Origin of the sequence: Streptomyces sp. NPDC090106 (genome assembly GCF_044747265.1) — a bacterium.
Taxonomy (GTDB): domain Bacteria; phylum Actinomycetota; class Actinomycetes; order Streptomycetales; family Streptomycetaceae; genus Streptomyces.
On sequence record NZ_JBIVDS010000007.1, the window covers coordinates 248954 to 272844 of the forward strand.

A 23891-nucleotide genomic window follows, 5' to 3' on the forward strand; every position below is an offset into this window, starting at 1 on the left:
GGCCGCGGGCCCGCCGCCCCCCCCCCCCCGCCCCCCGGGCGGGCCCCCCGCGGGGGGGGGGCGCCCCCCCCCCCCCCCCGGGGGGGGGGGCGGGCCCCCCCCCCCCCCCCCCCCCCACGGCCGGTGATCGCTTGACGCGCGTAGTTCACCGGGACGCCATCTCAAATACTCCTGGAATTACCTCGTAATTCTCAGGGCCTTCTCAGGTGCCGACGGTTTCGTGTGCGGGGTCGACCTACCAGGCCCACGAAGAGGAGGCGCATGGTGGCATCACCGGTGACCACGCGGCAGCAGCCCCGCAGCGGTACGGAACCGGCCGGGGACGAGGCGCTGCATGTGGCGAGCAGGCTCCACGCCTTCAACCGCTTCGAGCTGAAGTACCTCGTCCCGGTCGAGCAGGCCGCCGACATCCGCGACGAGCTGGCCCAGCGGATGGACCGGGACCTCAACAGCCCCGTCGGCGGCTACGGCGTGTGGAGCCTGTACTACGACACCCCGCAGCTCCGGTTCTACTGGGAGAAGATCGAGGGCCTCAAGTTCCGCCGCAAGCTGCGCATCCGGCACTACGGCGACCTCGACGGCGTCACCGACGGGTCCCCGGTGTGCGTCGAGATCAAGCAGCGGGTCAACCGCGTCACCCAGAAACGCCGGATCACGCTTCCCTACGGCGTGGCCCGCGAACTCTGCGACGACCGGCGGCTCATCGAGCACTCGGCACGTGAGAGCGCCTTCGTCCAGGAGGTCCTCGAACTCGTCGTACGGCTCGACCTGAGGCCCATGGCGATCACCGGGTACCAGCGTGAGGCCCTCGTCGGACGCGATGCCGACACCGGGCTCCGGGTCACCTTCGACCGGCGCATCCGCGGCCGGGACCGGGACTTCCACTTCGCCACCGAGAACGCCGAGAACCGCTTCACCATCCCCCCGCACCTGTCGGTGATGGAGATCAAGGTCAACGAGCGCACCCCCACCTGGATCACCGATCTGGCGGCGCGCCGCAACCTCAGCCTGATCAGGGTCTCCAAGTACGTGCAGTCGATCGAGGCGTTCGGTCTCGCGCCGCGATCGGTCTTCCACGTCCCCGACGACATGCTCTCGAAAGCAGGAACAGAGTGAACCTCGATCTCCAGGAACTCAGCGGCACGTTCAGTGTCACGGACGTCGTCGTGGCCATGGCGCTGTCGTTCGTCCTGAGCACCGTGATCGGCTATGTGTACCGCTACACGCACCGCAACGTCTCCTACAGCCAGTCCTACGTGCAGACGCTCGTCATCGTCGGCATGGTCGTGGCGCTGATCATGCTGGTCGTCGGCTCCAACCTGGCCCGGGCGTTCTCGCTCGTCGGCGCGTTGTCGGTGATCCGGTTCCGCAACGCCATCAAGGAGACCAGGGACGTCGGCTTCGTCTTCCTGGCGATGGCCATCGGCATGGCCTGCGGTGCCCGGTTCTACACCCTCGCGGCCGTCGCGGCGATCGTGATCTCCGTGGTCGTCGTCGTGATGTTCAAGTTCAACTGGTTCGCCCTGAACGTGCAGCGCCAGGTCGTCAAGGTCCAGGTCCCCGCGGGCGACGACTACACGCCCGGCATCCGTGACGTCCTCATCCGCTACACGTCCGAGTTCGAGCTGGTGAGCACCGAGACGATCCGCGGCGGCGCGCTGACCGAGGTGTTCTACACCGTGCGCATGAAGAAGGGCACCGAACCCGCCGACCTCGTCTCCGCCCTCCAGGAGCGGACGTCGGGTCAGCGGGTGACCGTGCTGACCGGTTACGACTCCACCGACCTGTGATGCGGCTGCGGGACCGGATACCGGTCAGGCTGCGGCACCACTGGAAGCCGGCCGGCGCCCTGTGCGCCGGGCTGGCGGTGATGGTCTGGTTCTTCGGCGACGCCCGCATCTCCCCGTACGTCACCTCCGACTCGGTCGTGGAGGCCGACGTCATCACGGAGAACGTGCGCGGCTCCGTCGGCCTGTACGACACCTCGGTCGCCCACTCCGTCCAACTGGATTTCAAGCAGACCGACTTCACCAAGATGATGAAGGAGTTCCGGGACGACGGGACCAAGGACTACATCCAGGCCGACCTCACGATCGACGGGGTCTACCTGGAGAACGTCGGGATCCGTCTCAAGGGCAACTCCACCCTGATGTCCCTGCGCGGCACCGGCACGGGCGGTGGGGCCGGTGGCGGCCGGACCCTGCCCGAGGGTGCCGCGCAGGGCGCTCCGCAGGGCGCCGACGGCGGTGGGACCGGCGGAGGCCGGGCCGACGGCGACGGCCAGGCCGCCGAAGGCGGTGCGGGCGGTGCCGGTACCGGCGGGGGCGGTGCGGGCGGTGCGGGCGGTGGTGGCATGGGAGGGATGACCCAGTACAACCTCTCCGAGGACAAGCCGCAGGAACTGCCCTGGCTCATCAAGGTCGACGAGTACGTGGAGGGCCGCGCCTACCAGGGCGAGCGGGAGATCTCGCTCCGCCCCGGCAGCGACAGCCAGGTGCCGCTGAACGAGGCGCTCTCGCTGGACCTCACCGACGCCACCGGCGCGCAGGCCGAGCGGTACGCCTTCACCTCGGTCCAGGTCAACAACGGCACGGCGGCCACCCGGCTCATGGTCGAGAACCCCGACACCGAGTACGCCGAGGCCGTAGAGGACGGCAACGGCGTCCTCTACAAGGCCAGGGCCGGCGGCAGCTTCGACTACGTGGGCGACGACCCGAGCGACTACAAGGACTCGTTCAAGCAGCTCAACAAGGTCGGCAGCCAGGACCTGGAGCCGGTCATGAAGCTCATCAAGTGGGTCTCCCAGGCCTCCGACGAGGAGTTCGAGAGGGACCTCGGCCAGTACGTCGACGTCGAGTCCCTCGCGCACTACGCCGCCGCCCAGAACCTGCTGATGAACTTCGACGACATGGCGGGCCCGGGCAAGAACTACCTGCTCTGGTACGACCTCGGCACCAAGAAGTTCTCGGTGCTCGGCTGGGACTACAACCTCACCTTCTCCGGCGACGCGACGGCGGGTCCCGACGACTCGTTCAGCATGGGCGGCGGGGGAGGGGGCGCCGGAGGCGGCTTCGGTGACGGCGGAGCCCAGGACGGCGCCACCACCGGCGGAGCCGGCCAGGCCATGCCGTCCGGTATGCCGTCGGGAATGCCCGAAGGGATGCCGTCCGGAATGCCTGAGGGCATGCCGGGCGGAGCCACGGGAGGCGATCAGGGTGACGGGGAAGCCGGCGGTGGCGGCGGGTTCGGCGGAATGTCGGGCCACGCGCTGAAGTCGCGCTTCCTGGAGTCGGACGCCTTCGACTCCGTCTACAAGAAGGCGTACAGCGAGCTGTACGAGACGTTCTTCGGCTCCGGCGCGGCGCTGAAGAGCCTCGACGGCATCGCGGACCAGGCCGCCGCGGCGGGCGCCGACGGCGAGGCGCTCGACTCCGCCGTGAAGACCCTCCGTACGACCGTCACCGAACGCACCGAGGCCCTGGCCGAGGACGAAGAGGTGACCGGCTGACCGCCGGTGCCCGGACGAGCGGCCTCCACCCGAAGGAGGCGCGCGGTCCGGGCGCCGGTGCGCCCCGCCCCGGCCGCAGGGCCGGTCCCCAGTGAAGGAAGCAGCCATGTCCGCCGGACACACCGTGCTCGTCGTCGAGGACGACCCGAGCATCCGCACCCTCCTGACCTCCGCCCTCCAGGCCGCCGGGTACGCGGTCGTCACCGCCGGGACCGGACAGGCGGCCATGTTCGAGGCGGGCCGCGCCCAGCCGGACCTGATCGTCCTCGACGTGGGGCTGCCGGACACCGACGGCTTCGCGGTGACCCGCCATCTGCGGGCCGCCGGGATCTACACACCCGTGCTGTTCCTGACGGCCCGCACCGACGTCGAGGACCGCATCATCGGGCTGAGCGCGGGCGGCGACGACTACGTCACCAAGCCGTTCCACGTGCAGGAGGTCCTGCTGCGCATCCGCGCCGTGCTCCGCCGCACCCACATGCCGCACCCCGCCGAGAGCCGCCGCGCCGCCCCGCTGCGCTACGAGGACCTGGTCCTGGACGAGCAGACGCACGAAGTGCACCGGGCGGGGCTGCCGGTCCGTCTCTCGCCCACCGAGTTCCGGCTGCTGGCCTGCCTGCTGGCCCAGCCGGAGCGGGTCCTGGACAAGAAGGAGATCCTCTCCCGGGTCTGGCACTACGACTTCGCCGGTGACGCCCGCATCGTCGACACCTACATCCGCAACCTGCGCCGCAAGATCGACCGTGTGCAGCCCCAGTTGATCCACACCGTGCGCGGCGTCGGCTACTGTCTGCGCGCCGCCGACCCGGAGCCGGGAGCGTCGGCGCCGTGAGGTGGCGAGGCCGCCGGATGCCCCGGCTCGGCAAGCCGCGTTCCCTGCGCGCCCGGCTCGTCGTCGTCACGACGGTGCTGGCCACCCTGGCCGTGCTGCTCTGCCAGGGGGCCGGACTCACGGTGCTGCGCGGCCGGCTGACGGCCGAGATCGACGCCCGGCTCACCCGGTTCCAGGCCGTGCCGCAGCTCTCCTCGGAGGCGAGCGGACAGGGGGCCGCGCCGGGCGAGAGCGCGCCCAAGGCGCTCCCCTCGGACTACCGGGTCTACTTCTACGACCGTTCCGGGACCCTGCTGGCGGGATCCCTCGGCGGCGGCGAGGACACCGAGGGCGCACCGGACCTGCCCAGGTCGGAGACGGAGCTGCGGCTGGTCGACGGACGTCCCACCACGGTCCTGTCGACCGGCGGGAGCGGCCACTGGCGGGTGATCGCCAAGGAGGACTCCGAGGGGGTCCGTGTCGTGGTGGCGCTGCCGCTGAACGCCGTGGACGACGCGATGTCGACGATGCTGTGGTTCAGCCTCGCGGTCGGGCTGGCCGTCGCCGTGGGGGTCGTCGTCTCCGCCGGCGTCGCCGTCCGGCTCGGTCTGCGCCCCCTCGGGCGGGTCGAGCACACCGCGCGCCGGATCGCCGACGGGGAACTGGAGCTGACCGTCACGGAGGGCCCCACGGTCACCGAAGTGGCCCATCTGGGACGGGCGCTGGACACCATGCTGGAGCGGCTGCGCACGGCACTGCGCCGCTCCGAGGCGTCCGAACAGCGCCTGCGCCGCTTCCTCGCGGACGCCGGGCACGAACTGCGCACCCCGCTCACCTCGCTCCAGGGTTTCGCCGAACTCCTGCTCACCGAACCGGAGATGGGCGAGGAAAGGCGGCAGGAGGCGCATCAGCTCATCGTCCGCAACGCGGAGCGGATGAGCAGGCTCGTCGACGACCTGTTCCAGCTCGCCAAGCTGAGCGACGCCCCCGTCGTCCGGCGCGAGCCCGTTGAACTGCTCTCCCTGGCGGCCGACAGCATCACCGCCGTCGCGCTGCGCCATACCGACCAGCGCATCGGCCTCGGCGCGCTCACCGACCAGGACGACGACCCGGACGGCCCGGAACTCGACACCGTCGAGACGTACGGTGACCCCCACCAGCTCGCCCAGATCCTCACCAACCTCCTCGTGAACGCCTGCGTCCACACGCCCGCCGGGACCCGCGTCCAGGTCCGGGTCGGCACCCTGACCGTCCACGCGGGAAGCGCGGGCACCGACCGTCCCGGCCGGACCGGCGTCGGCACGCCGCTGCGCACGGGGGCCAGGGCCTGTGTGGTGGAGGTCGCCGACAACGGTCCCGGGCTCACCGCGCCGGACGCGCGCCGGGTGTTCGACCGCTTCTACCGTGCCGAGCCCGTACGCGGTCATGACACGGCCCCCGAGCCGGGGTCGGGCCTGGGCCTCGCCATCGTCTCCGCGATCGCCGTCGCCCACGACGGCCGCCTGGAACTCGACACCCGCCCCGGCGAGGGCTGCACGTTCCGGCTGGTGCTCCCGCTGGTGACCGAAGGCGACGACGACGGCCCGCCCGCGCCCTGACCCGGTGACCGGGCCGGCCGCCGACTCCGGGAGAGGCCCCGGGTCCGCCCGCTACCCGCCAGATCGCCGGAAAACTGCGCGGAATTCGATTTCCTTACGCTATTTCCGTTCGGTCGGCACGAGTTGTGGAGTTTCTGTTCGCGGCGCATGGCCGCCACGTGGACGCGATCGGCTGAATATCGGGAGACCGGATGACGACTTGCCACTGCAACTCCCGTGGAGTAATCAGGTGAATCATGAATCTGTTCACCCGCGGCGCTACCCGCCGCCCGGAGCCCGCGGCCCCGCCCCGGCCGGCCGGACCTCCGGAGGTCGGCCCGGCGGCCCTGCCCGATCCCGCTCTGGCCGCCCTGACCGGGGAATGGGCCATCGACCCGACGCACAGCAGGATCGGGTTCTCCGTGCGGCACGCGATGGTGACCACGGTGCGCGGCTCGTTCTCCGAATTCCGCAGCAGGCTCTACTTCGACGGCCGCGACCCCTCCCGTTCGCAGGCCGAAATCGTCGTCTCCACGGGCAGCGTCGACACCGGAGTGGAACAGCGCGACGCGCATCTCGTCGGCCGTGAGTTCCTGGACTCGGCGAACTACCCGCGGATGCGATTCACCAGCACCGGTGTGGAGTTCCACGGCGACGACGTCTATCGCATGACCGGCGATCTCACCATCAAGGCCGTCACACGTTCCGTGGTCCTGGAACTCACCTACATCGGACAGGTCACCGACCCGTTCGGCTACCAGCGTGTGGGATTCGACGGCACGACGACGATCAACCGGTCGGAGTGGGGCCTCAACTACAGCTCCCGGCTCGCCGAGGGCGGCGCGATGGTGAGCGAGAAGGTGCGCCTCCAGCTGGACATCGCCGCCATCCGGACGCCTCCGGCCGGCTGAGCCCCCCCTCGCTATGATCATGGTCATGGCGGACTGGGAACTGCGGCCGGCCACGGCCGCCGACATCGAACCCCTCGTGGAACTGCGGGCCGTGGTCATGCGAGCGGACCTCGAACGGCTCGGCCGCTACGACGAGCACCGCGTCCGCCGGCGCCTGCGGGACGCGTTCGAGCCCGCCCACACCTGGACGATCCACATCGACGGCACCCTGTCCGGCTGCGTCGCCCTGCGGCCGGACGCCGGGGCGTACTGGCTGGAGCACTTCATGCTGTCCCCGGACGTCCAGGGCCGGGGCGTCGGCACCGCGATCCTGGACGTCCTGCTGGACCGCTGCGACCGCGAGGGCGCCACGACCCGGCTCGACGTCCTCCGGGGCAGCCCCGCCCGCAGACTCTACGAGCGCCACGGCTTCGTCCCGGAGGGCGAGGACGGAGTCGACGTCATCATGCGACGCGACCCTCGGACGACGCAGGACCTGCCCTAGGGGGTGTTGCGCAGCAGGTGGCCGAACCCGGCCGCGTCCAGCCGCTGCCTCAACTGGCCGACCTCCAGGCCGAGTCCGGCCGCCGTGTCCGCCAGACGCCAGTCGTGCGCGGCGAGCCGGTCCAGCAGATGGCCGCGCCTGACCTGGGCCTCGGACAGCCGGAACGTCTTCAGGTACACGGTCCTGCCCCGCTCGTCCGTGATCGCCTCGCCGATGTGGTTCTCCTCCTTGGGGACGAACCGGGGGAGGAACCGCGCGAGGGTGAACCGGCCCATCCGCCGCACCTCCTGCCACCTGCTGTCCTGTCCCGTCAGACCCGCCGCCATCGTCGTGTCGTGGAACTCCGCCCACCGCGCCGTCTGCTCCACGGCGGCGACCCGCAGATCACCGAGGGTCCGCACCCGCGATGCGTCGATCCGGGCCCGGAAGTCCGGCACGGCCGGCATCAACGTCGCGTAGTGGTGCACGAGATCGCCGTACAGGTCCTTCAGCAGCGTGGGGTGCAGCGTCCGGTAGTCCTCCGGGTGCGGCACCACGAACGCGGCGGCGAGCGCGTCGGCCAGGTGCACGAGCACACCGCACTGTCCCGGATGGATCTCGAACACGCTCAGCGCCTCGGCGAGACCGGGTACGTCGGCCCCCGTGTACGCCGCCTCCACGCGCGGTGACAAGCCCTGCCGCACCGCCTGGCGGGACCACTCCTCCCACGCGATCGACGGGCCGCCGAAGTGCAGCGACAGATACCCCTCCAGCGCCAGGTGCAACGGCAGGAACCGCAGCCGCCGTCTGTCCTCCCGGCGGACCATCCGCCGGTGGAAGTGCAGCCGCGCCGCCGCCACCGTCTCGTCCGGCGCCGTGAGCTGGGTGCCGAACGCGGCGGCGGGCGAGCCGTCGTCGGTCCACTCCGCGACGAAGCTGTGCGGGACGTAGGAGCAGTACCGCACCCGCCCGCCCAGATCCACCACCCCGGGCCCGTCGTGGAGCCGCGGATGCAGCCGCAGATCCTCGACCGCCTCCGCCCGCACCAGCGGCACCAGCCGCACCGCACCCCACACCTGCGACGGACGCGTCTCCAGCCCGTCCAGCGGCGTCCGCTCGTCCCGCGTCATCGTCCACCCCCGGTCAACCGCCGCGCACGGGCGTCCAGATACGCGGTCAGCTCCGCCAACCCCGTCCGCCCCGCGGCGAACTGGGCGATCTCCACCAGTGCGGGAACGTCCTCCGCGTCCCGCACCCCCGCCGTGGGCACACTCGCCGACAGCCGCCGCACGTCGAAGTCCTCCGCGTCGTACACCGGGTTGAGATGGACCACGCCGGTCCGGTGCCCGGGGTCGAGCCGGGTGCGCCACACCCGCAGCACCTCCCCGGCGAGCCCGGGCGGCGCGTTGTCCCAGCCGTCGGAGACGATCACCAGCCGGTCCGGCGCCGTCTCCAGCGCGTCCAGGATCCGCGCGCCCAGCGGCGTCGGGCCCACCGGATGCGCGAGCAGCGCGTCCTGGCACCCCGACGTCCACAGCCCGCGGTAGCCGCCCGCCAGGGCCTCCAGCAGATGGTGGCAGGCCAGTGCCACCGCCAGCGGCCGACGCCGCTTCACCCCCGAGCCGTAGGACGAGAAACTGTCGTCGAGCACGGCGGTCACCCGCCCCCACGTCCCCCGGTGCGCGCCCGCCACCCGGCCCGCCGCCGCCCGCAGCGCACCCGTCAACTCCGCCCGCCGCGCGACGCGTTCGGCCACCGGCAGCGACAGGACGTACCCGGCCAGCCGGGTCAGCGGCATCCGCGACAGATCCGCCGCCACCGCCCCGGCCTTCGCCCGCCGCCCCGCCTCCTGGAGCCGCAGCGCCTCCAGCCGCGTCAGCCGGGGCGCGATGCGCTCCAGGAAGACGGCGCGCGGGATGCCGTGCCGGGCGGCGAACCCCTCGGCCACGGTGTACGGCAGCTCGTACACGGCGCCCTGCTCGAAGTGCGCCCGCCGCCAGGCCTCCAGGATCGGCGTCTCGTAGCGGGGACGGCTGAACGGCGCGAACAGGAACGGTCCGATCTCCCCGCCGCCGGGCACCAGATGCGCGTGCCGCAGCGCCCGCTTGAGCCCGGCGCGGTACTTCACCGCGTCGAAGGCCAGATCGGGCCGCGAGGCCAGCCAGTCGCGCAGCAGGGCGCGGGTGCGACGGTTGTTCACCCCGGACCGGCGCAGCGCACCGAACAGCCCGTACACCCGCTGCGGCGGCAGCAGCGCCAGCCGTCCCGCGATCAACCGGCCCTCGGCGACCCGCTGTTCGGCGCTCGCCTCGTGCGCGGTCTCGAGCAGTCGGCGCACGATCAGCGTCGCGTTGTGGTCGTTGATGTCCAGGGCCAGCACACCCGCGTACAGAGCGCGGTAGTTGCCCAGCATGTACGCGTGCAGGAAGTCCAGTGACAGCCGCTGGGTGTCGGCGTCCGAACGGAACTCGCGCTGCCCGGTCGCCGTGATTGCGGCGTTCACGAAGAGCAGCACGTCATCGGCCGCGATCAGATCCCCGTACGACTCCATCCCGCCCCCCTCGGAAGCCGGCCGGGGAATGGAGGCACGAGCTGCGAATCATCGCTTCAAAGGCACGTTCCGGAAGTCGCACCGAAGTCCCGCGGCCGGCGTCCGGACGCTAGCACGGCGACGATCATCGGCTCCACGGAAAAACCCACGGGGCGCTCCACGCGGGACCCCATGAAAAAAGGCGAGCACCCGGTGCTCGCCACTCTCAACTTATAGCGCACGGGGGGACTTGCGGCAAGGCCCCCCGGGTGGCGCAGAATCACCGGGCCAAGGCGCGGAGCCGGGCAGACACAGGGGGTCATGCGATGCGGGTGGTGCTGTCCACGTACGGGTCACGGGGCGATGTGGAACCGCTCGCGGCACTCGCGGTGGAACTGCGCGCGCTGGGAGCGGAGGCCACGGTGTGCGCCCCCTCGGACGCGGAGTTCGCCGAGCGGCTCGACGCCGCCGGGGTGGCGTTCGTACCGGTGGACCTGTCGGCGCGGGCGATGGTCGCCCAGGCGGCGGCCGTGTCACCGGAGCAGGGCCTGCCCCGGCGCGCCGCCGCGATGACGGCCGCCCAGTTCGACGCGGTCACCGCCGCCGCCCGGGGCGGCTGCGACGCGATCGTGGGGACCGGCATGCTCCCGGCCGCCGCCGGAGCGCGCACCGCGGCCGACACGCTCGGCGTGCCCTACCGGTTCGTGGCCTTCTTCCCCAGCTACCTGCCGTCCCCGTACCACGTGCCGCATCTGCGGCCGGGGCAGACGTTCCCCGAGGGCGAGACCGACAACCGGGTCCTGCACGACCTCGACGCGCGCTTCACGCACGAGGTCTTCGGCCCCGGCCTCAACACCCTGCGGGCCGGGCACGGACTGCCCGCCGTGGACGACTTCCGCGCCCACGTCCTCACCGACCGGCCCTGGCTGGCGGCCGACCCCACGCTCGCGCCGTGGCAGGAGCCCGCCGACCTGGACGTCGTCCGGACCGGGGCCTGGTTCCGCACCGACGACCGGCCGCTGCCGGACGAGGTGGAGGCGTTCCTGGACGCCGGGGAGCCGCCCGTGTACGTGGGCTTCGGCAGCATGGCGACGCCCGGCTCCCGGGACACCGCCCAGGAGACCGTCGCGGCGGCCCGTGAACTGGGCCGTCGGGTCCTGGTCTCCCGGGGCTGGGCCGATCTCGACGTGAGCGGTGGAAAGGACGACCTGCTCGCCGTCGGCGAGGCCAACCACCAGGCTCTCTTCCGCCGGGTGGCCGCCGTCGTCCACCACGGGGGCGCGGGCACGACCACCACGGCGGCCCTCGCCGCAGCGCCCCAGCTGGTGGTGCCGCAGCTCGCGGACCAGCCGTACTGGGGCCGACGGGTCAGCGACCTGGGCATCGGCGCGGTGACCGTGAGCCCGGCTCCCGGAGGGACGGTCCTCACGGCGCTGCTCGAAGCGGTCCTGGAGCCCCGGGTCCGCACCCGGGCCGCGGCCGTCGCCGACACCGTCCGCACCGACGGGGCGGCCACCGCCGCACACCTGCTGACCGACGAGATCGCCGCACGGCCAACGGCCCCCACGGCCTGACGGCCCGCACCCCAGCCCACCCGCCCGAATTCACCTGGCCCGCGCCGGCCGGCACCCGAGCCCCGCCTCGGCCACCCGCACTCGCCCCGCCCCACCGGTCTGCAATCCGACCGGCTGCTCGCGAGCCTGTGTCCGGTGGACCACCCGGCCGCCCGCACCCGATCCGCGCCCCACCCGCCCGAGCACGACCCGCCGCCACGCGCCCGCACCCCGCCCGCCACCGCCCGCACGCACATCACCCGCCCCGGTCGTTCACACTTGAGTCGCCGTCGGCCTCGTCCGTACCGCACCGCATCCGTGTCGCCCCCGTCTTTGGAGTCACCGTATTGAACCCCGCGACCACCAGCGCCTTCGCTCTGCCCGAGCAGCTCGCCGCCAAGGCCGACCCGGCGCTGATCGCCGACGACGAGCGGCACTTCGCGGCCGTCGCGCGCTGCCTGGAGGAGACGATCGCCGAGGTGTCCGCCCGGCTGGACGCCGAACGCAGGGCACCCGGCGGCATGGGCCGCCAGGCCATGGACCGGGACGCGGAGATCCACCGGCTCACCGCCCGGCTGCGCACCCTGCGCCGCTTCGGCCTGGACCTGTGCCTGGGCCACATGGCCGGCGCCGACGACGGCGCACCCCTGTACGTCGGACGCCTCGGCCTCACCGACAGCGAGGGCCGCCGGCTCCTCGTGGACTGGCGCTCGCCCGCCGCCGAACCCTTCTTCGGCGCCACCCACGGCAACCCGATGGGCCTGGCCAGCCGCCGCAGGTACCGGTGGACCGACGGCCGGATCAGCGACTACTGGGACGAGGTGTTCACCGCCGACGCCTTCGCCGGGCACCACGCCGCGCTCGACGACCAGTCCGCGTTCATCGCCAGCCTCGACGGCGACCGCTCGCCCCGCATGCGGGACGTCCTCGGCACCATCCAGGCCGACCAGGACGCCGTCATCCGCGCCGGGTCCAAGGGCACCCTCGTCGTCGACGGCGGCCCCGGCACCGGCAAGACCGTCGTCGCCCTGCACCGCTCCGCCTACCTCCTGTACGCCGACCCGCGCCTGGGCCACACCCGCGGCCGGGTCCTGTTCGTCGGCCCGCACCGCCCCTACCTGAACTACGTCGCCGACGTCCTGCCCGGACTCGGCGAGGACGGCGTCCAGACCTGCACCCTGCGCGACCTCGTCACCGAGGGGGCGACCGCGACGACCGAGACCGACCGGACGGCGGCCGACCTCAAGGCCGCCATGGACGTCGTCCGCGTCATCGACAAGGGCGTCCGGTTCTACGAGGAACCGCCCACCGAGCCCATGACCGTCGTCACGCCCTGGTCCGAGGTCCGGCTGAGCGCCGACGACTGGGCCGTGGCGTTCGAGGCCGCCGACCCCGGCACCCCGCACAACGAGGCCCGTGACCAGATCCTGGAGGAACTGCTCACGATCATCGGCGACCGGCACGACGGCGAGGACGTGTCCCCGCAGCTCCTGCGCCGGGCGCTGCTGCGCCACCGGGAACTGCTCACCGCCCTCAACCGGGCCTGGCCGCTTCTGGAGGCCACCGACCTCGTCGGGGACCTGTGGACGGTCCCCGCCTATCTGCGCCTGTGCGCGCCCGCCCTCGACCGCGCCGACGCCGCCCGGCTCCAGCGCGCCGACAGCCAGGCCTGGACCGTCTCCGACCTGCCGTTCCTCGACGCGGCACGGCAGCGGCTCGGCGACCCGGAGACCGCCCGCCGCAAGCGCCGCCACGAGGCCGTCCTGGCCGCCCAGCGCGAGCGGATGACCCAGGTCGTCGACAACCTCGTCGAGGCCGTCTCCAACTCCGGCGCCGACATGGACGACGGCGAGGGCCTCGTGATGATGCTGCGCGGCCAGGACGCGCAGGTCAGCCTGGTGGACAACGCCGAACTGACGGCCGCCGACCCGGACCTGCTCGCGGGCCCCTTCGCGCACATCGTCGTGGACGAGGCGCAGGAGCTGACCGACGCGGAGTGGCGGATGCTGCTGCTGCGCTGCCCCTCGCGGAGCTTCACCATCGTCGGCGACCGCGCCCAGGCCCGCCACGGGTTCACCGAGTCCTGGCGGGAACGTCTGGAACGGGTCGGTCTGGACCGGATCGAGCTGGCGTCCCTGAGCGTCAACTACCGCACCCCGGAGGAGATCATGGCGGAGGCCGAACCGGTCATCCGTGCCGTCCTGCCCGACGCGAACGTGCCCACCTCCATCCGCAGCGGCGGCCGGCCCGTCGTCCACGGCTCCACCGCCGAGCTGGACTCCGTCGTCGCGTCCTGGCTCGCCGAGCGCGCCGAGGGCATCGCCTGCGTCATCGGCGCCCCGGCGTACCGGCCGGCGGACCCCAGGGTCCGGTCTCTCGCGCCGGAGCTGACGAAAGGGCTGGAGTTCGACCTCGTCGTCCTCGTCGACCCGCACCTGTACGGCGAGGGCGTCCAGGGCGCGGTCGACCACTACGTGGCGATGACCAGGGCGACCCGGCAGCTCGTCGTCCTCACCAGCGACTGACCGCCGCCTGGGGAAGCAGCCGCCCCGGGACACGGCCGCTCAGGGCAGCAGCCGTCGCTCCTTGGCGACGGCGACCGCCCCCGCGCGCGTGTCGACGCCGAGCTTGTCGTAGATCCGCCGCAGATGGGTCTTGACCGTGGCCTCGCTGATGAACAGGGCGCGGGCGATGTCCCGGTTGCCGATGCCCCGCGCGAGCTGGGCCAGGATGTCCCGTTCCCGGTCCGTGAGCGTCGGCCGGGGGCGGCGCATCTGGGCCATGACCCGCCCGGCGACCGGCGCGGACAACGCCGTACGGCCCTCGGCGGCGGCGTGGATCGCGGCGAACAGCTCGTCGGGGCGTTCCGCCTTGAGGAGGTAGCCGGTGGCGCCGGCCTCGATCGCACGCGTGATGTCGGCGTCGGTGTCGTAGGTGGTGAGGACCAGGACGTGCGGCGCGGCACCCTCGGCGGCGGTGAGCCGGCGGGTGGTCTCCACGCCGTCGATGCCCTCGCCGAGCTGGAGGTCCATCAGCACCACGTCCGGACCGAGCTTCGCGGCCAGCGCGAGCGCCTCCTCACCGGTGCCCGCCTCCCCGACGACCTCGATGTCCGGGGCGCTGTCGAGCAGGGCGAGCAGTCCGGCCCGTACGACGGCGTGGTCGTCGCAGACCAGGATGCGGACGGGGGCGGCGGTCATCGGGAAGCCTCCGGCGTCCAGGTGGCGGTCATCGGGAAGCCCCCGGCGGGGCGGCGGCGGTCATCGGGGTGTCTCCAGGGGGACGGCGGCGGACAGGACGGTGCCCTCACCGGGCGTGGACTCGACGGTCAGGGTGCCGCCGAGGGCGCGCAGCCGGGCGCGCATGGCGGGCAGACCGTGGCCCCGGGCGGCGTCCGCCGGACGGTCACCGGGGCCGGTGGGGCCGGTGGGGGCGTCAGGGGTGAAGCCGTGGCCGTCGTCGGACACGTCGAGCACGACCTCGTCGTCCAGGACGGTCAGCGTGAGCGTGGCCGTGCCCGCCTCCGCGTGCTCGCGCACATTGGCCAGGGCGCCCTGCGCGATCCGCAGCAGCACGGAACGGACCCGGTCGGGCAGCCGCGGCAGGCGCCCGTCGTCGTCGACGTGCACCCGTACCGTCAGCCGATCGCCGGACTCCCGCGCGGCCAGCGCGCGCAGCGCCTCGTCCAGGCCCTCGCCCCGGGCCAGGTCGGCGGGGGCCAGGTCGTGCACGAATCGGCGGGCCTCGGCGAGGTTGTGCTCGGCGACCGAGGCGGCCGTGCGCACATGGGCGCGGGCCTTGCCGGGCTCGCCCTCCCAGACCCGGTCCGCGGCCTGGAGCAGCATCCGCTGGCTGGACAGGCCCTGCGCGAGCGTGTCGTGGATCTCCATCGACAGCCGCTCGCGCTCGGCGAGGGTGCCCGCGCGGCGCTCGGAGGCGGCCAGCTCACGACGGGTGCGCAACAGGTCGTCGATCAGGGCCCGCTGGCGGTCGGTCTGCCGTTCCATCTGGAGGAACACGGCGGTGGCGAGGGCGGCGACCGCGGGCGGGGCCAGCAGCAGATTGGGGTCGAAGTGCCCCGCCAGTCGCAGCTGCGCCGCCACCACGAACACCGTCAGCACCCCCACCAGGGCGAGCGCCGCGCGCACCGGCAGCGTCCGCAGACCGGTGTAGAACAGCGGCACCGCGCACCACGCGAAACTCGGCGCGAGCACCACCAGCACCATCCACACCACGACGACCGGCCCCAGCCACACCCCGTGCCGCACGGCCCGGGTGCCCAGCAGATGCAGCGCGACGAGCGCGACGCACAGCCCGATGACCCACGGGGTGCGCGGCTCCCCGGGATGCCGCTGGAGGAAACGCGCGAGCGCCCCGCCCAGCAGCAGGAAGAACGCCGCGTGCAGCACGAGGCCGAGCCACCGCGTGTCCACGGCGTCCGGCTCGTCGGTCCGGTTCCCCATCCGGGGCCGCCTCCTTCCCGCCCGTAGGCGCTGAACTGGGCAAACACCTCCATTGTGACCCGGCGGGGCAGAGGGGTGGGTCAACCGATCGGATGACCCTCGTGTCGTCCGTCAGAGCGCCGCGGACGAGCCGGTACGCCGACCGTCGGGGCCCGGCCGCGGGCGGAGGGTGGAGAGCGAAGCAAGCGGACGGCAACCGGGCCGGCCGCCCAGCGAAGGAGTCGAACACGTCATGAAGGCTGCGCACAAGAAGTTCTCCCGCCGTGCCCGCGTCGCCACCGGCGGCGCCGTCCTGGCCGCCGTCGCGCTGGCCGGCTTCGGCACGGTCTCGGCGAACGCCTCCGCGCCGGTCAAGGCCGAGGCCGTGGGCGCCGCCGCCCCGGCGAGGACCACCACGACCTCCACCCACCTGACGATCGACGCCGCCGCCAAGGCCGCGCAGGCCGCCCTCGACGCCGCCGAGAAGGAGAACCAGCGGGTCACGGTCGCCGTCGTCGACCGCAACGGCAACACCGTCGTCACCCTGCGCGGCGACGGCGCGGGCCCGCAGTCCTACGAGTCCGCCGAGCGCAAGGCGTACACCGCCGTCTCCTGGAACGCGCCCACGTCCAAGCTGGCCGAGCGCCTGGAGCAGGCCCCCCAGCTCAAGGACATCCCCGGCACCCTGTTCCTCGCGGGCGGCGTCCCCGTCACCGCGCAGAACGCCCCCGTCGCGGGCATCGGTGTCGCGGGTGCCCCCTCCGGCGCCCAGGACGAGAAGTACGCCCAGGCCGGCGCCGACGCCCTGACCCGCTGACCCGCCCGCGGCACCGGGCACGCGTCCGCTCCGGATGTCACACGGTGGCGTCCGGAGCGGACGTCGTCCGCCCGCGGCCTAGTCGTCGCCGCTGCTGCTCCTGCTCGACCTCGACCGCTTGGCGGAGGCCCGGGCCGCGTCGCTCGCGGCAAGGGTGAGACGGGCGACGATCCGCACCCAGCGCGGGCCGCCGCGTTCCGCCCGGAAGACGCACACGCACCCGCCGATGGCGACGAGCACGAGGAGCCCGAGCAGCAGATCGATCATGTGGTTCACCCCTGGGGTCGACGGGACGGCGGCGTCGATCTTCTCAGGGGGAGGGCGGCGGGAACCTCAACAGACCCTCTAGGCTTCGTCCGTTGGTCGATTCATCGGACCATCAGGGGGGATCGAGAACCGTTGAACAACGCGACCGAGGTGTTTCAGCCGTTGCAGGCGGACGATCCGCCCCAGGTGGCCGGATACCGGCTGGCCGCGCGGCTGGGCGCGGGCGGTATGGGCCGGGTCTATCTGTCGCACACCCAGGGCGGCAGGCCGGTCGCCATCAAGGTGGTGCGTCCCGAACTCGCCGACGACCCCGCGTTCCGGCGCCGGTTCGGCCGGGAGATCAAGGCGGCCCGGCGGGTACGGGGCGCCTACACCGCCGAGCTGATCGACGCCGACGCGGACGGCGCCCCGCCCTGGCTGGCCACGCTGTACGTGCCGGGACCGTCGCTGTCGGACGCCGTCGCGCGGCGCGGGCCGCTGCCCGCGCAGGCCGTGCTGTGGCTGACGGCAGGGGTGGCGGAGGCGCTCCAGGCCATCCACGACGCGGGGATCGTGCACCGCGACCTGAAGCCGTCCAACGTGCTGCTCGCCGCCGACGGCCCCCGCGTCATCGACTTCGGGATCTCCCTCGCCGCCGACGCCACCTCCCACACGGCCACGGGCGGCACCATCGGCACGCCCGCCTTCATGGCGCCGGAACAGGCGTCCGGCGGTGAGGTCACGGCGGCCTCGGACGTCTTCGCGCTCGGCCAGACGGCGGCGTTCGCGGCGCTGGGCGAGCCGCTCTACGGCGACGGCCCCGCCGTCAACCTGTTGTACCGGATCGTGCACGAAAGACCCGACCTGTCGTTGCTGCCCGAGCGGCTCCGGCCCCTCTTCGCCCGTTGCATGGCCGCCGAACCGGCCGAGCGGGCCACCCCGGCCGAGGTCCTCGCGTGGTGCCGTGAGCAGCTCGGCGCGGACACCGGCGCGGGCGCGACCGTCTGGCGGGAGATCACCGGTCCCGAACCCGTCGTACCGGAACCGGTGGCCACCCCGGTACCGGTGCACACCGTGCCGCCCCCGGTACCGGTGCACACCATGCCGACCCAGGTGCAGGTCCACACCCCGCCGCCGGCCGGGTTCGGCCCGCCGCCGCTCACCTTGCCGGCCGCGCGGTCCGCCCGGCGCCGCCGCACCGTCCTGCTGACCGTCGCCGCCGTCGCCACGGGGGCGCTGCTGCTGTCGGGCGCGGTGTGGCGGTTCATGGACGCCAAGGACCGGCGCCAGGAGCGGGAGACCACCGCGTCGGTGACACCCGGCGGACGGACGTCGGCCCCGGCGACGGAGACCGGCGACGGGACGGGCGACGCGCGGGACGCGGTGACCGGGGACGACGGAGCGGCAGCGGCGTCCCGCCCTGCCGCGTCCCCGTCCTCGTCCCTCAAGGCCTTCCCGCTCGCCGCCCAGCGGCTGGACCAGCAGAACTCCCTGGACCTCGTCACTCCCGACGTCCGCGACGACCGCAAGGGCGACATCCGGTTCGGCTGCACCGGCGAGGGCTGCTCGCTGAAGAGCGACAGGACCGCCATGGTGGTGATGTACGGCGAGCCGGGCGTCACCTACGACGAGTGCAGCCTGATGGCCGAGGCCGCCACGAGCCACAGCATTCCGCTGGCGGCGGTGGCGGCCGGGACCGAGATCTGTGTCCGGCACGAGTCCGGGGCCGTGGCCCTCCTGGTGGTCACGGTGAAGTCGGACTCGCTGCCGGACAGCGGATGGAGCTTCCTGATGGCGGACGTCACCGTCTGGCGGCAGGCGCAGACCTGACGGAGACGGCGCCCTTGAGGTGCGGGCTGGTGGTGTTGTCGTAGACGACGGTGCCGCCCGACTTCTTCCGGATCGTGATGCGGAAGGAGTCCGGTGAGTCGGTGGCGGTGACGCGGAAGGTGTAGCCGCTGGTGCCGTCGAGGGTGCCGGTGCCCTGGAGGACGGCCCGGTCGCCGCTCACCACGAGCCAGTCGGCGCCGGTCGAGCGGAACTTCAGCCGGGCCGCCCCGAAGTCGAAGGCGACCTTGGCCAGGGGGAGCCGGGTCAGCGGCGCGTAGGAGGCGGCGAAGGAGAAGACGGCCGGGCCGGTCAGCCCGGGGCGGGCCGGGCAGGCGCCGGCCGGGGAGTCGAAGACCCCCGCCCCGAGGGCCGGACCCGCGGCGCGGTCGTACACGATCAGCTCGTCGAGCGTCGTGCCGTCCGTGCCGCCGTCGTCGTCGGTGACGGTGACCACCGGGCGCCGGATGCCGGCCTTGCGGTACGTGTGCTCCGCCCGGCAGACCGACCCGGCGACGGTCCCGGAGGCCGGCGCGGTGCCGTCCTTCCAGTCGACCCGGCAGGTCTGCGTGTCGCTCGTGCCCGGGTCGGTGAAGCCGGCGGTGACGGTGACCGGCCTGCCGACGGACACGGCCGTGCGGGGCGAGGACACGGAGGTGATCGCCGGTGCCGCGTTGGTGACGTCGACGGTCGCCGTGCCGGTGCTGCGGCCTCCGGTCAGGGTGAGCGTGTACGTGCCGTCGTCCGTGCAGGTGACGGTCGTCGCCGCGGACCCGGCGTCGGCGAAGGCGCAGGGCGCGCCCGCTTCCGCCGTCCACCGCGCGGGGCCGGCGCCCGACACCGTGCCGTGGAGCGCGATCGCGTCGCCCTCCCGGCCCGCGGCGTCCGGACCGGCGCGCACGACGGTCACCGGGTCCACGCTCGTGAGGGTCGGCACGACCTTCTCGATCAGCCCGTCCGCGTCGAACTCCAGCTTGTCGAGGGTGGTTTCGCGATGGGTCCCGTCACCGCCGGGGATCGCGAACCGGTGGTAGGCGATGTACCAGTCGTCGGTGCCCGGCACCCGCACCACCGAGTGGTGGCCGGGCCCCTTGATCCCGAGCGACAGGTCCTTCTCCAGGATCACGCCGCGCTTGGTCCAGGGCCCGGTGGGGGAGGGGCCGGTGGCGTAGGCGACGCGGTAGTTCTCGTCGCGGGTGTCGTTCTCCGACCACATGAAGTAGTAGGTGCCGGCCCGCTCGATGACGAACGTGCCCTCGTTGTAGCCGCTCGGCGTGATGTCCTCGGTCTTCGAGGTGTCGATCGACGTCATGTCGGCGTTCAGCGGCGCCACGTACGCGTGCCCGTTGCCCCAGTACAGGTACGACTGCCCGTCGTCGTCCGTGAACACCGCCGGGTCGATCATCTGGCCGCTCAACTGACCTGCCTTGAGCAGGGGTTGGCCCAGCGCGTCCTTGAACGGGCCGGTCGGCGAGTCGGAGACGGCCACACCGATGTTCGCGTCGGCGCAGAAGTAGAAGTAGTACCTGCCGTCCTTCTCGGCGATGGTCGGTGCCCACGCCCTGCTGTCCGCCCAGGAGACGTCGGGACCGAGGTCGAGGATCACCCCGTGGTCCGTCCAGTGCACCAGGTCGGTCGAGGAGTACGCCGTGAACTGGGTGCCGCTCCAGCCCTCGAAGCCGTCGGTGGTCGGGTACAGGTAGAAGGTGTCGCCGAAGCGGACGATGTTCGGGTCGGCGTTGAGCCCCGGCAGGACCGGGCTCTTCATGACGACCGCCGACACCGTCCAGGTGCGCTTCTTCCCGTCGGAGCCGGTCACCTCGTACGTCACCGGCTCGCTGAAGTCCTGGACACTGCCCGAGGCCGGGCTGATCGCCGCGCCATGGGCGAGGGTGAACTCCGGTGCCAGCGAGGTGAGATCGGTGCCCTCCTTCATCGGCAGCGTGATCTCGCCGTCCGCGTTGTCCACGACGGCGTCGACCTTCAGTCCGGACACGGTCGCCCTGGCGATGCCCGCCGTGTTGCCGCTGAGCTCCATCACCTCGGTGGCCGACAGGGCCCGGCCGTAGACGCGGAAGTCGTCGACCTCGCCGCCGAAGTAGGGGTCGGCCGAGTACAGGGACCGGCCGATGTAGCCGCTGTAGTCCTTGGCCGCGTCGTACAGTTCGGACGGCTTGATGCCCGTCGTCGTCCGCGCCGCCTCGACGCCGTCGAGGTAGAGGACCATGACGCCGGTCGAGCCGTCGAGGGTGACGGTGACGTGCCGCCACTCGCCGGGCGTCAGCTGCGAGCCCGCCGTCAGCTTCGACTCCGCCGACCAACTCGCCTTGGTGATCGCCGAGTACAGGCTGGAGCCGCCGTTGGAGGGCGTGGCGAACAGGTACGTGTCACTGTCCGGGCCGAGCCCGAACAGCCACTGGAAGCTGCTGCCGCCCTTCCACTTGGCGTACGTCGACACGGTGACGCTGTCGGCGTCCTTCAGCACGCCGTTGGGGATCTTGACGTACGGGGACGTGGACGAGTCGCCGGACATCTTGAACGAGCCGCCCTCGACACCGGTGCCGAACGCGGGCGTGCGGACGTAGGTCCCGTGGTTGCCGTGGCCGCTGGAGTCACGGGCGATGCTGCCGCCGGTCTCGTCGAACGCGTAGTGCAGCAGCAGGTCCGCCGGGACGTCCGGACCCTCCTCGGAGACGGTGACCTCCGCCCGGACGGGGATCGCGGCCCCGTCCGGCAGGCTCCCGGTCACGGTGAAGACGCCGGGCTCGGCGTACCGCGACGCCGGTACGTCGTCCCAGGTGACGGCGACGGGACGCGCGACGCCGTCGGCGTACGTGGCGATCACGGTCGCGGGCAGCACCGGTGCCTGACCGGTCCTCGTCCCCACCGACACGTCCTCGACGCCCTCGACCAGCTGGTCCGGCTGATAGGCGCGCAGGAGCCGGTCGTACTCGGCCTGGGTGACCGGCAGGACGGTGCCGTGGCGCGGTGCGGACGGCAGGTCGTACCCGGTGGACGGGGTCCAGACACCGGAGTCGAGGTCGGTCGTCTCGAACGGGATGTAGCCGCGTCCGCCGAACTCGTCGAGGAACGCGTACCACTTGTCCTCGCTGTTCGACTTGAACACCAGCGGTCCTTCGGCCGCGCTCATCGCACCCTTGCCGATGCCCTCGGCGACCGCCGTCCACGACGGGTCGAGGATCGAGTCGCTCTTCTCCTGGAAGATGAACTTGCTGTTGGGCGTCGAGGAGGTGTTGTTGCGCTCGTCCTTCGACAGCCGGTAGTAGGTGCCGTCGTGCCGGATCATCGTCGAGTCGATGACCGAGTAGCCGCGGTCGATCCACACCCGGGGCTCGCTGAACGTGTAGAAGTCCCGGGTCGTCGCGTACATCATGCGGTTGTACGTGTCCCCGGAGTGGGCGTCGTCGGCGTAGAGCTTCGACGCCCAGAAGACGACGTACTCGCCGCGCTCCGCGTCGTAGAACGCCTCGGGCGCCCAGGTGTTGCCCGCGCTGTCCGGGGAGACCTTCACCAGCCGCTGGTCGGTCCAGTGGACGAGGTCGGTGGACTCCCACACCATGACGGACTTGCTGCCGGAGCGCTGGGCGGCGTCCCAGTCGCCGTTGCCGTAGATCCTGAGGTCGGTGGCGATCTGGTAGAACTTGTCGCCCTCGGGGGAGCGGATGATGAACGGGTCGCGCAGGCCCTTCTCACCGAGCGTGGACGTCAGAACGGGCTCGCCGTCGTTCAACTCCCGCCACTTCAAAGGGTCGTCGCCCTTGCTGAGCGCCGCGTACAGCTGCTCGCCGTCCGAGGTGCCCTCGCCGGTGAAGTAGCTGAACAGATACCCCTTGAGCGCTTCCTGGCGCGGGAGTTCGGGGACGTGGGCGGTGAACGTGCGCGCCGTGCTCGCCTCGCCCTTGGTGACGGTGGCGGTGAGGGCGACGGTGGTGGCACCGGTGCCGTGCCCGGGCCGGTGGACGGCACCGTCCGCGCTGACGACGTCCGGGTCCGCGGAGGACCAGGTGACGGCGGTGCCGTACGCACCGGTGGCCGGGAGCGTCAGGTTGCCGCGGGCGTCGTCGAGGTTGTGGACGACGAGGGCCTCGGCCGCGTACGCGGTGGCCGTCCGGTCGTCGAAGGCGGGCAGGACCGTCACGTCGAAGGACTTGGTGTCGCTCACCGTGCCCTTCTTGAGGGTCGCGGTGAGGGTGACGTGCGCTTCGGGCTGTCCTGCGGCGGGGCGGGTGACCTCGCCGCTGTCGGACACCACGGAGGTGTTGTCACTGGCCCAGCTGAGGGAAGAACCGCCCGCCGTACCGGACTTGGGCAGGGTCAGGTCGGCGGTGACGGCGGTGGTGTCACCGAGGTCGAGGGCGGCCTTGTCGTCGGCGACGCCCTGCGTGGCCACGGGCAGGGACAGCTGCTCGACCTCGGCGGCGGCCAGCGCGCGGTCGTAGACACGGAAGTCGCGCATCCGGCCCTTGAGGAGCTTGTCGCCGGAGTACACCGATTTCCCGAGGTAGTTGGCGGTCGTGGTGCCCGACCCGATCGCGCCCGGCGTGATGGTGACGGCGCTGTTGCGGCCCACCTCCACCCCGTCCTCGTACAGCACGCCGGTGGTCCCGGTCTGGGTGTAGGTGAGCTGCTTCCACACGGCGCGGGAGAGGTTGTGCGCGTCGCCGGGCCTCGTGGTCTGCTCGGTGGACCAGTTGCCGGTCGCGAGGGACGTCCGCAGGGCGTTGCCGGTGGCGAAGAGGTACCCGTTGCCGTTGCTGCCGCTGGAGTTGCCGAATCCGTAGATGAAGTACGGCGTGCTCTGGGTGGAGTCGACCAGCACGTCCATCGAGACGGAGATCGAGTCCATGCCCTTCATCACGTCGTTCGGCACCTTGACGTAGGTGTCGGAACCGTTGAAGCCGAGCCCCTGGCCGGTCGTCGACCAGTCGGCGGTGCCGTTCACCGTGCCGTCCCGGCCGTGACCGGAGGCGTCGGTGACCGTGGTGCCCGTCGCGCCGTCGAGCGGGTACCAGAGGGCGAGTCCGTCGGTGACGTCGACTTCCGCCGCCTGTGCGGGAGTTGTCGGAGCGGCGAGGCCGAGGAGGAGCGAGGCGGCCAGTGCTCCGGCCAGTCGGCCGGCCCTCCGTCTCGTGCGGCAGCGAAGGGGACGTACGTGCGCCATGGCAGACCGCCGTTTCAACCGTGT

17 protein-coding genes are annotated in these 23891 nt (G+C 72.4%); 11 read left to right on the forward strand and 6 right to left on the reverse strand.

Going from position 1 to position 23891, the window contains the following annotated elements:
• The first annotated feature begins 336 nt into the window (after positions 1-336).
• The 7 genes from ACIPSE_RS23835 (at position 337) to ACIPSE_RS23865 (ending at position 7291) form a co-directional block, all read left to right on the forward strand.
• On the forward strand, positions 337-1116 hold the full coding sequence (locus ACIPSE_RS23835; protein ID WP_401666072.1) for a polyphosphate polymerase domain-containing protein: 780 nt from the start codon (positions 337-339) through the stop codon (positions 1114-1116).
• Positions 1113-1790 (forward strand): DUF4956 domain-containing protein, encoded by a 678-nt coding sequence (locus ACIPSE_RS23840; RefSeq protein WP_401665392.1) that lies wholly within the window; start codon positions 1113-1115, stop codon positions 1788-1790. The genes ACIPSE_RS23835 and ACIPSE_RS23840 overlap by 4 nt, the downstream gene beginning before the upstream one ends.
• Positions 1790-3508, forward strand: a complete 1719-nt coding sequence (locus tag ACIPSE_RS23845) for a CotH kinase family protein (protein ID WP_401665394.1) — start codon at positions 1790-1792, stop codon at positions 3506-3508. The genes ACIPSE_RS23840 and ACIPSE_RS23845 overlap by 1 nt, the downstream gene beginning before the upstream one ends.
• A 106-nt stretch (positions 3509-3614) precedes the next feature.
• On the forward strand, positions 3615-4340 hold the full coding sequence (locus ACIPSE_RS23850; protein WP_401665396.1) for a response regulator transcription factor: 726 nt from the start codon (positions 3615-3617) through the stop codon (positions 4338-4340).
• 17 nt (positions 4341-4357) lie between these two features.
• Positions 4358-5917, forward strand: coding sequence for a sensor histidine kinase (locus ACIPSE_RS23855; protein ID WP_401666074.1), 1560 nt, complete (start codon positions 4358-4360; stop codon positions 5915-5917).
• 236 nt (positions 5918-6153) lie between these two features.
• A complete protein-coding gene (locus ACIPSE_RS23860; RefSeq protein WP_401665400.1) occupies positions 6154-6807 on the forward strand; it encodes a YceI family protein in 654 nt (217 codons plus the stop codon).
• Positions 6808-6832: 25 nt separating this feature from the next.
• Positions 6833-7291, forward strand: coding sequence for a GNAT family N-acetyltransferase (locus ACIPSE_RS23865; protein ID WP_401665403.1), 459 nt, complete (start codon positions 6833-6835; stop codon positions 7289-7291).
• Here the strand turns inward: ACIPSE_RS23865 and ACIPSE_RS23870 are convergent.
• Entirely contained in the window at positions 7288-8400 is a 1113-nt protein-coding gene (locus ACIPSE_RS23870) for an ARPP-2 domain-containing protein (RefSeq protein ID WP_401665406.1), read from the reverse strand. The genes ACIPSE_RS23865 and ACIPSE_RS23870 overlap by 4 nt on opposite strands.
• A complete protein-coding gene (locus tag ACIPSE_RS23875) occupies positions 8397-9821 on the reverse strand; it encodes a hypothetical protein (RefSeq protein WP_401665409.1) in 1425 nt (474 codons plus the stop codon). The genes ACIPSE_RS23870 and ACIPSE_RS23875 overlap by 4 nt, the downstream gene beginning before the upstream one ends.
• Before the next feature lie 305 nt (positions 9822-10126).
• Here ACIPSE_RS23875 and ACIPSE_RS23880 point away from each other — a divergent pair, with 305 nt between their 5' ends.
• Positions 10127-11374, forward strand: a complete 1248-nt coding sequence (locus ACIPSE_RS23880; protein WP_401665411.1) for a glycosyltransferase — start codon at positions 10127-10129, stop codon at positions 11372-11374.
• 326 nt (positions 11375-11700) lie between these two features.
• The gene (helR, locus tag ACIPSE_RS23885; protein ID WP_401665414.1) at positions 11701-13878 is read left to right on the forward strand and encodes an RNA polymerase recycling motor ATPase HelR; all 2178 of its coding nucleotides are present in this window, start codon (positions 11701-11703) and stop codon (positions 13876-13878) included.
• A gap of 39 nt (positions 13879-13917) precedes the next feature.
• Here the strand turns inward: helR and ACIPSE_RS23890 are convergent, their stop codons facing one another.
• Both ACIPSE_RS23890 and ACIPSE_RS23895 read right to left on the reverse strand, forming a co-directional pair.
• The gene (locus ACIPSE_RS23890; RefSeq protein ID WP_401665416.1) at positions 13918-14553 is read right to left on the reverse strand and encodes a response regulator; all 636 of its coding nucleotides are present in this window, start codon (positions 14551-14553) and stop codon (positions 13918-13920) included.
• A gap of 60 nt (positions 14554-14613) precedes the next feature.
• Positions 14614-15816 (reverse strand): sensor histidine kinase, encoded by a 1203-nt coding sequence (locus ACIPSE_RS23895; RefSeq protein ID WP_401665419.1) that lies wholly within the window; start codon positions 15814-15816, stop codon positions 14614-14616.
• A 232-nt stretch (positions 15817-16048) separates the two neighbouring features.
• Between ACIPSE_RS23895 and ACIPSE_RS23900 the strand changes: the two genes are divergently transcribed.
• Positions 16049-16612 carry a heme-binding protein gene (locus ACIPSE_RS23900; protein WP_401665421.1) on the forward strand — a complete coding sequence of 188 codons (564 nt, stop codon included), beginning with the start codon at positions 16049-16051 and terminating at the stop codon, positions 16610-16612.
• Positions 16613-16690: 78 nt separating this feature from the next.
• On the opposite strand, the gene ACIPSE_RS23905 is transcribed toward ACIPSE_RS23900, so the two are convergent.
• Positions 16691-16879, reverse strand: a complete 189-nt coding sequence (locus tag ACIPSE_RS23905) for a hypothetical protein (RefSeq protein WP_401665423.1) — start codon at positions 16877-16879, stop codon at positions 16691-16693.
• Positions 16880-17011: 132 nt separating this feature from the next.
• Here ACIPSE_RS23905 and ACIPSE_RS23910 point away from each other — a divergent pair, with 132 nt between their 5' ends.
• Complete coding sequence (locus ACIPSE_RS23910; protein WP_401665426.1) at positions 17012-18688, forward strand: serine/threonine-protein kinase; 1677 nt, start codon at positions 17012-17014, stop codon at positions 18686-18688.
• On the opposite strand, the gene ACIPSE_RS23915 is transcribed toward ACIPSE_RS23910, so the two are convergent.
• Positions 18660-23867, reverse strand: a complete 5208-nt coding sequence (locus tag ACIPSE_RS23915; RefSeq protein ID WP_401665428.1) for a family 43 glycosylhydrolase — start codon at positions 23865-23867, stop codon at positions 18660-18662. The two genes, ACIPSE_RS23910 and ACIPSE_RS23915, sit on opposite strands and share 29 nt — an antisense overlap.
• Between the last annotated feature and the right edge of the window lie 24 nt (positions 23868-23891).

Coding starts and splice junctions, on each gene's coding strand:
- ACIPSE_RS23845 (WP_401665394.1), top strand. CDS start 1,790: ATGCGGCTGCGGGACCGGATACCGGTCAGGCTGCGGCACCACTGGAAG.
- ACIPSE_RS23850 (WP_401665396.1), top strand. CDS start 3,615: ATGTCCGCCGGACACACCGTGCTCGTCGTCGAGGACGACCCGAGCATC.
- ACIPSE_RS23855 (WP_401666074.1), top strand. CDS start 4,358: ATGCCCCGGCTCGGCAAGCCGCGTTCCCTGCGCGCCCGGCTCGTCGTC.
- ACIPSE_RS23860 (WP_401665400.1), top strand. CDS start 6,154: ATGAATCTGTTCACCCGCGGCGCTACCCGCCGCCCGGAGCCCGCGGCC.
- ACIPSE_RS23865 (WP_401665403.1), top strand. CDS start 6,833: ATGGCGGACTGGGAACTGCGGCCGGCCACGGCCGCCGACATCGAACCC.
- ACIPSE_RS23870 (WP_401665406.1), bottom strand. CDS start 8,400: ATGACGCGGGACGAGCGGACGCCGCTGGACGGGCTGGAGACGCGTCCG.
- ACIPSE_RS23875 (WP_401665409.1), bottom strand. CDS start 9,821: ATGGAGTCGTACGGGGATCTGATCGCGGCCGATGACGTGCTGCTCTTC.
- ACIPSE_RS23880 (WP_401665411.1), top strand. CDS start 10,127: ATGCGGGTGGTGCTGTCCACGTACGGGTCACGGGGCGATGTGGAACCG.
- ACIPSE_RS23890 (WP_401665416.1), bottom strand. CDS start 14,553: ATGACCGCCGCCCCCGTCCGCATCCTGGTCTGCGACGACCACGCCGTC.
- ACIPSE_RS23895 (WP_401665419.1), bottom strand. CDS start 15,816: ATGGGGAACCGGACCGACGAGCCGGACGCCGTGGACACGCGGTGGCTC.
- ACIPSE_RS23900 (WP_401665421.1), top strand. CDS start 16,049: ATGAAGGCTGCGCACAAGAAGTTCTCCCGCCGTGCCCGCGTCGCCACC.
- ACIPSE_RS23905 (WP_401665423.1), bottom strand. CDS start 16,879: ATGATCGATCTGCTGCTCGGGCTCCTCGTGCTCGTCGCCATCGGCGGG.
- ACIPSE_RS23915 (WP_401665428.1), bottom strand. CDS start 23,867: ATGGCGCACGTACGTCCCCTTCGCTGCCGCACGAGACGGAGGGCCGGC.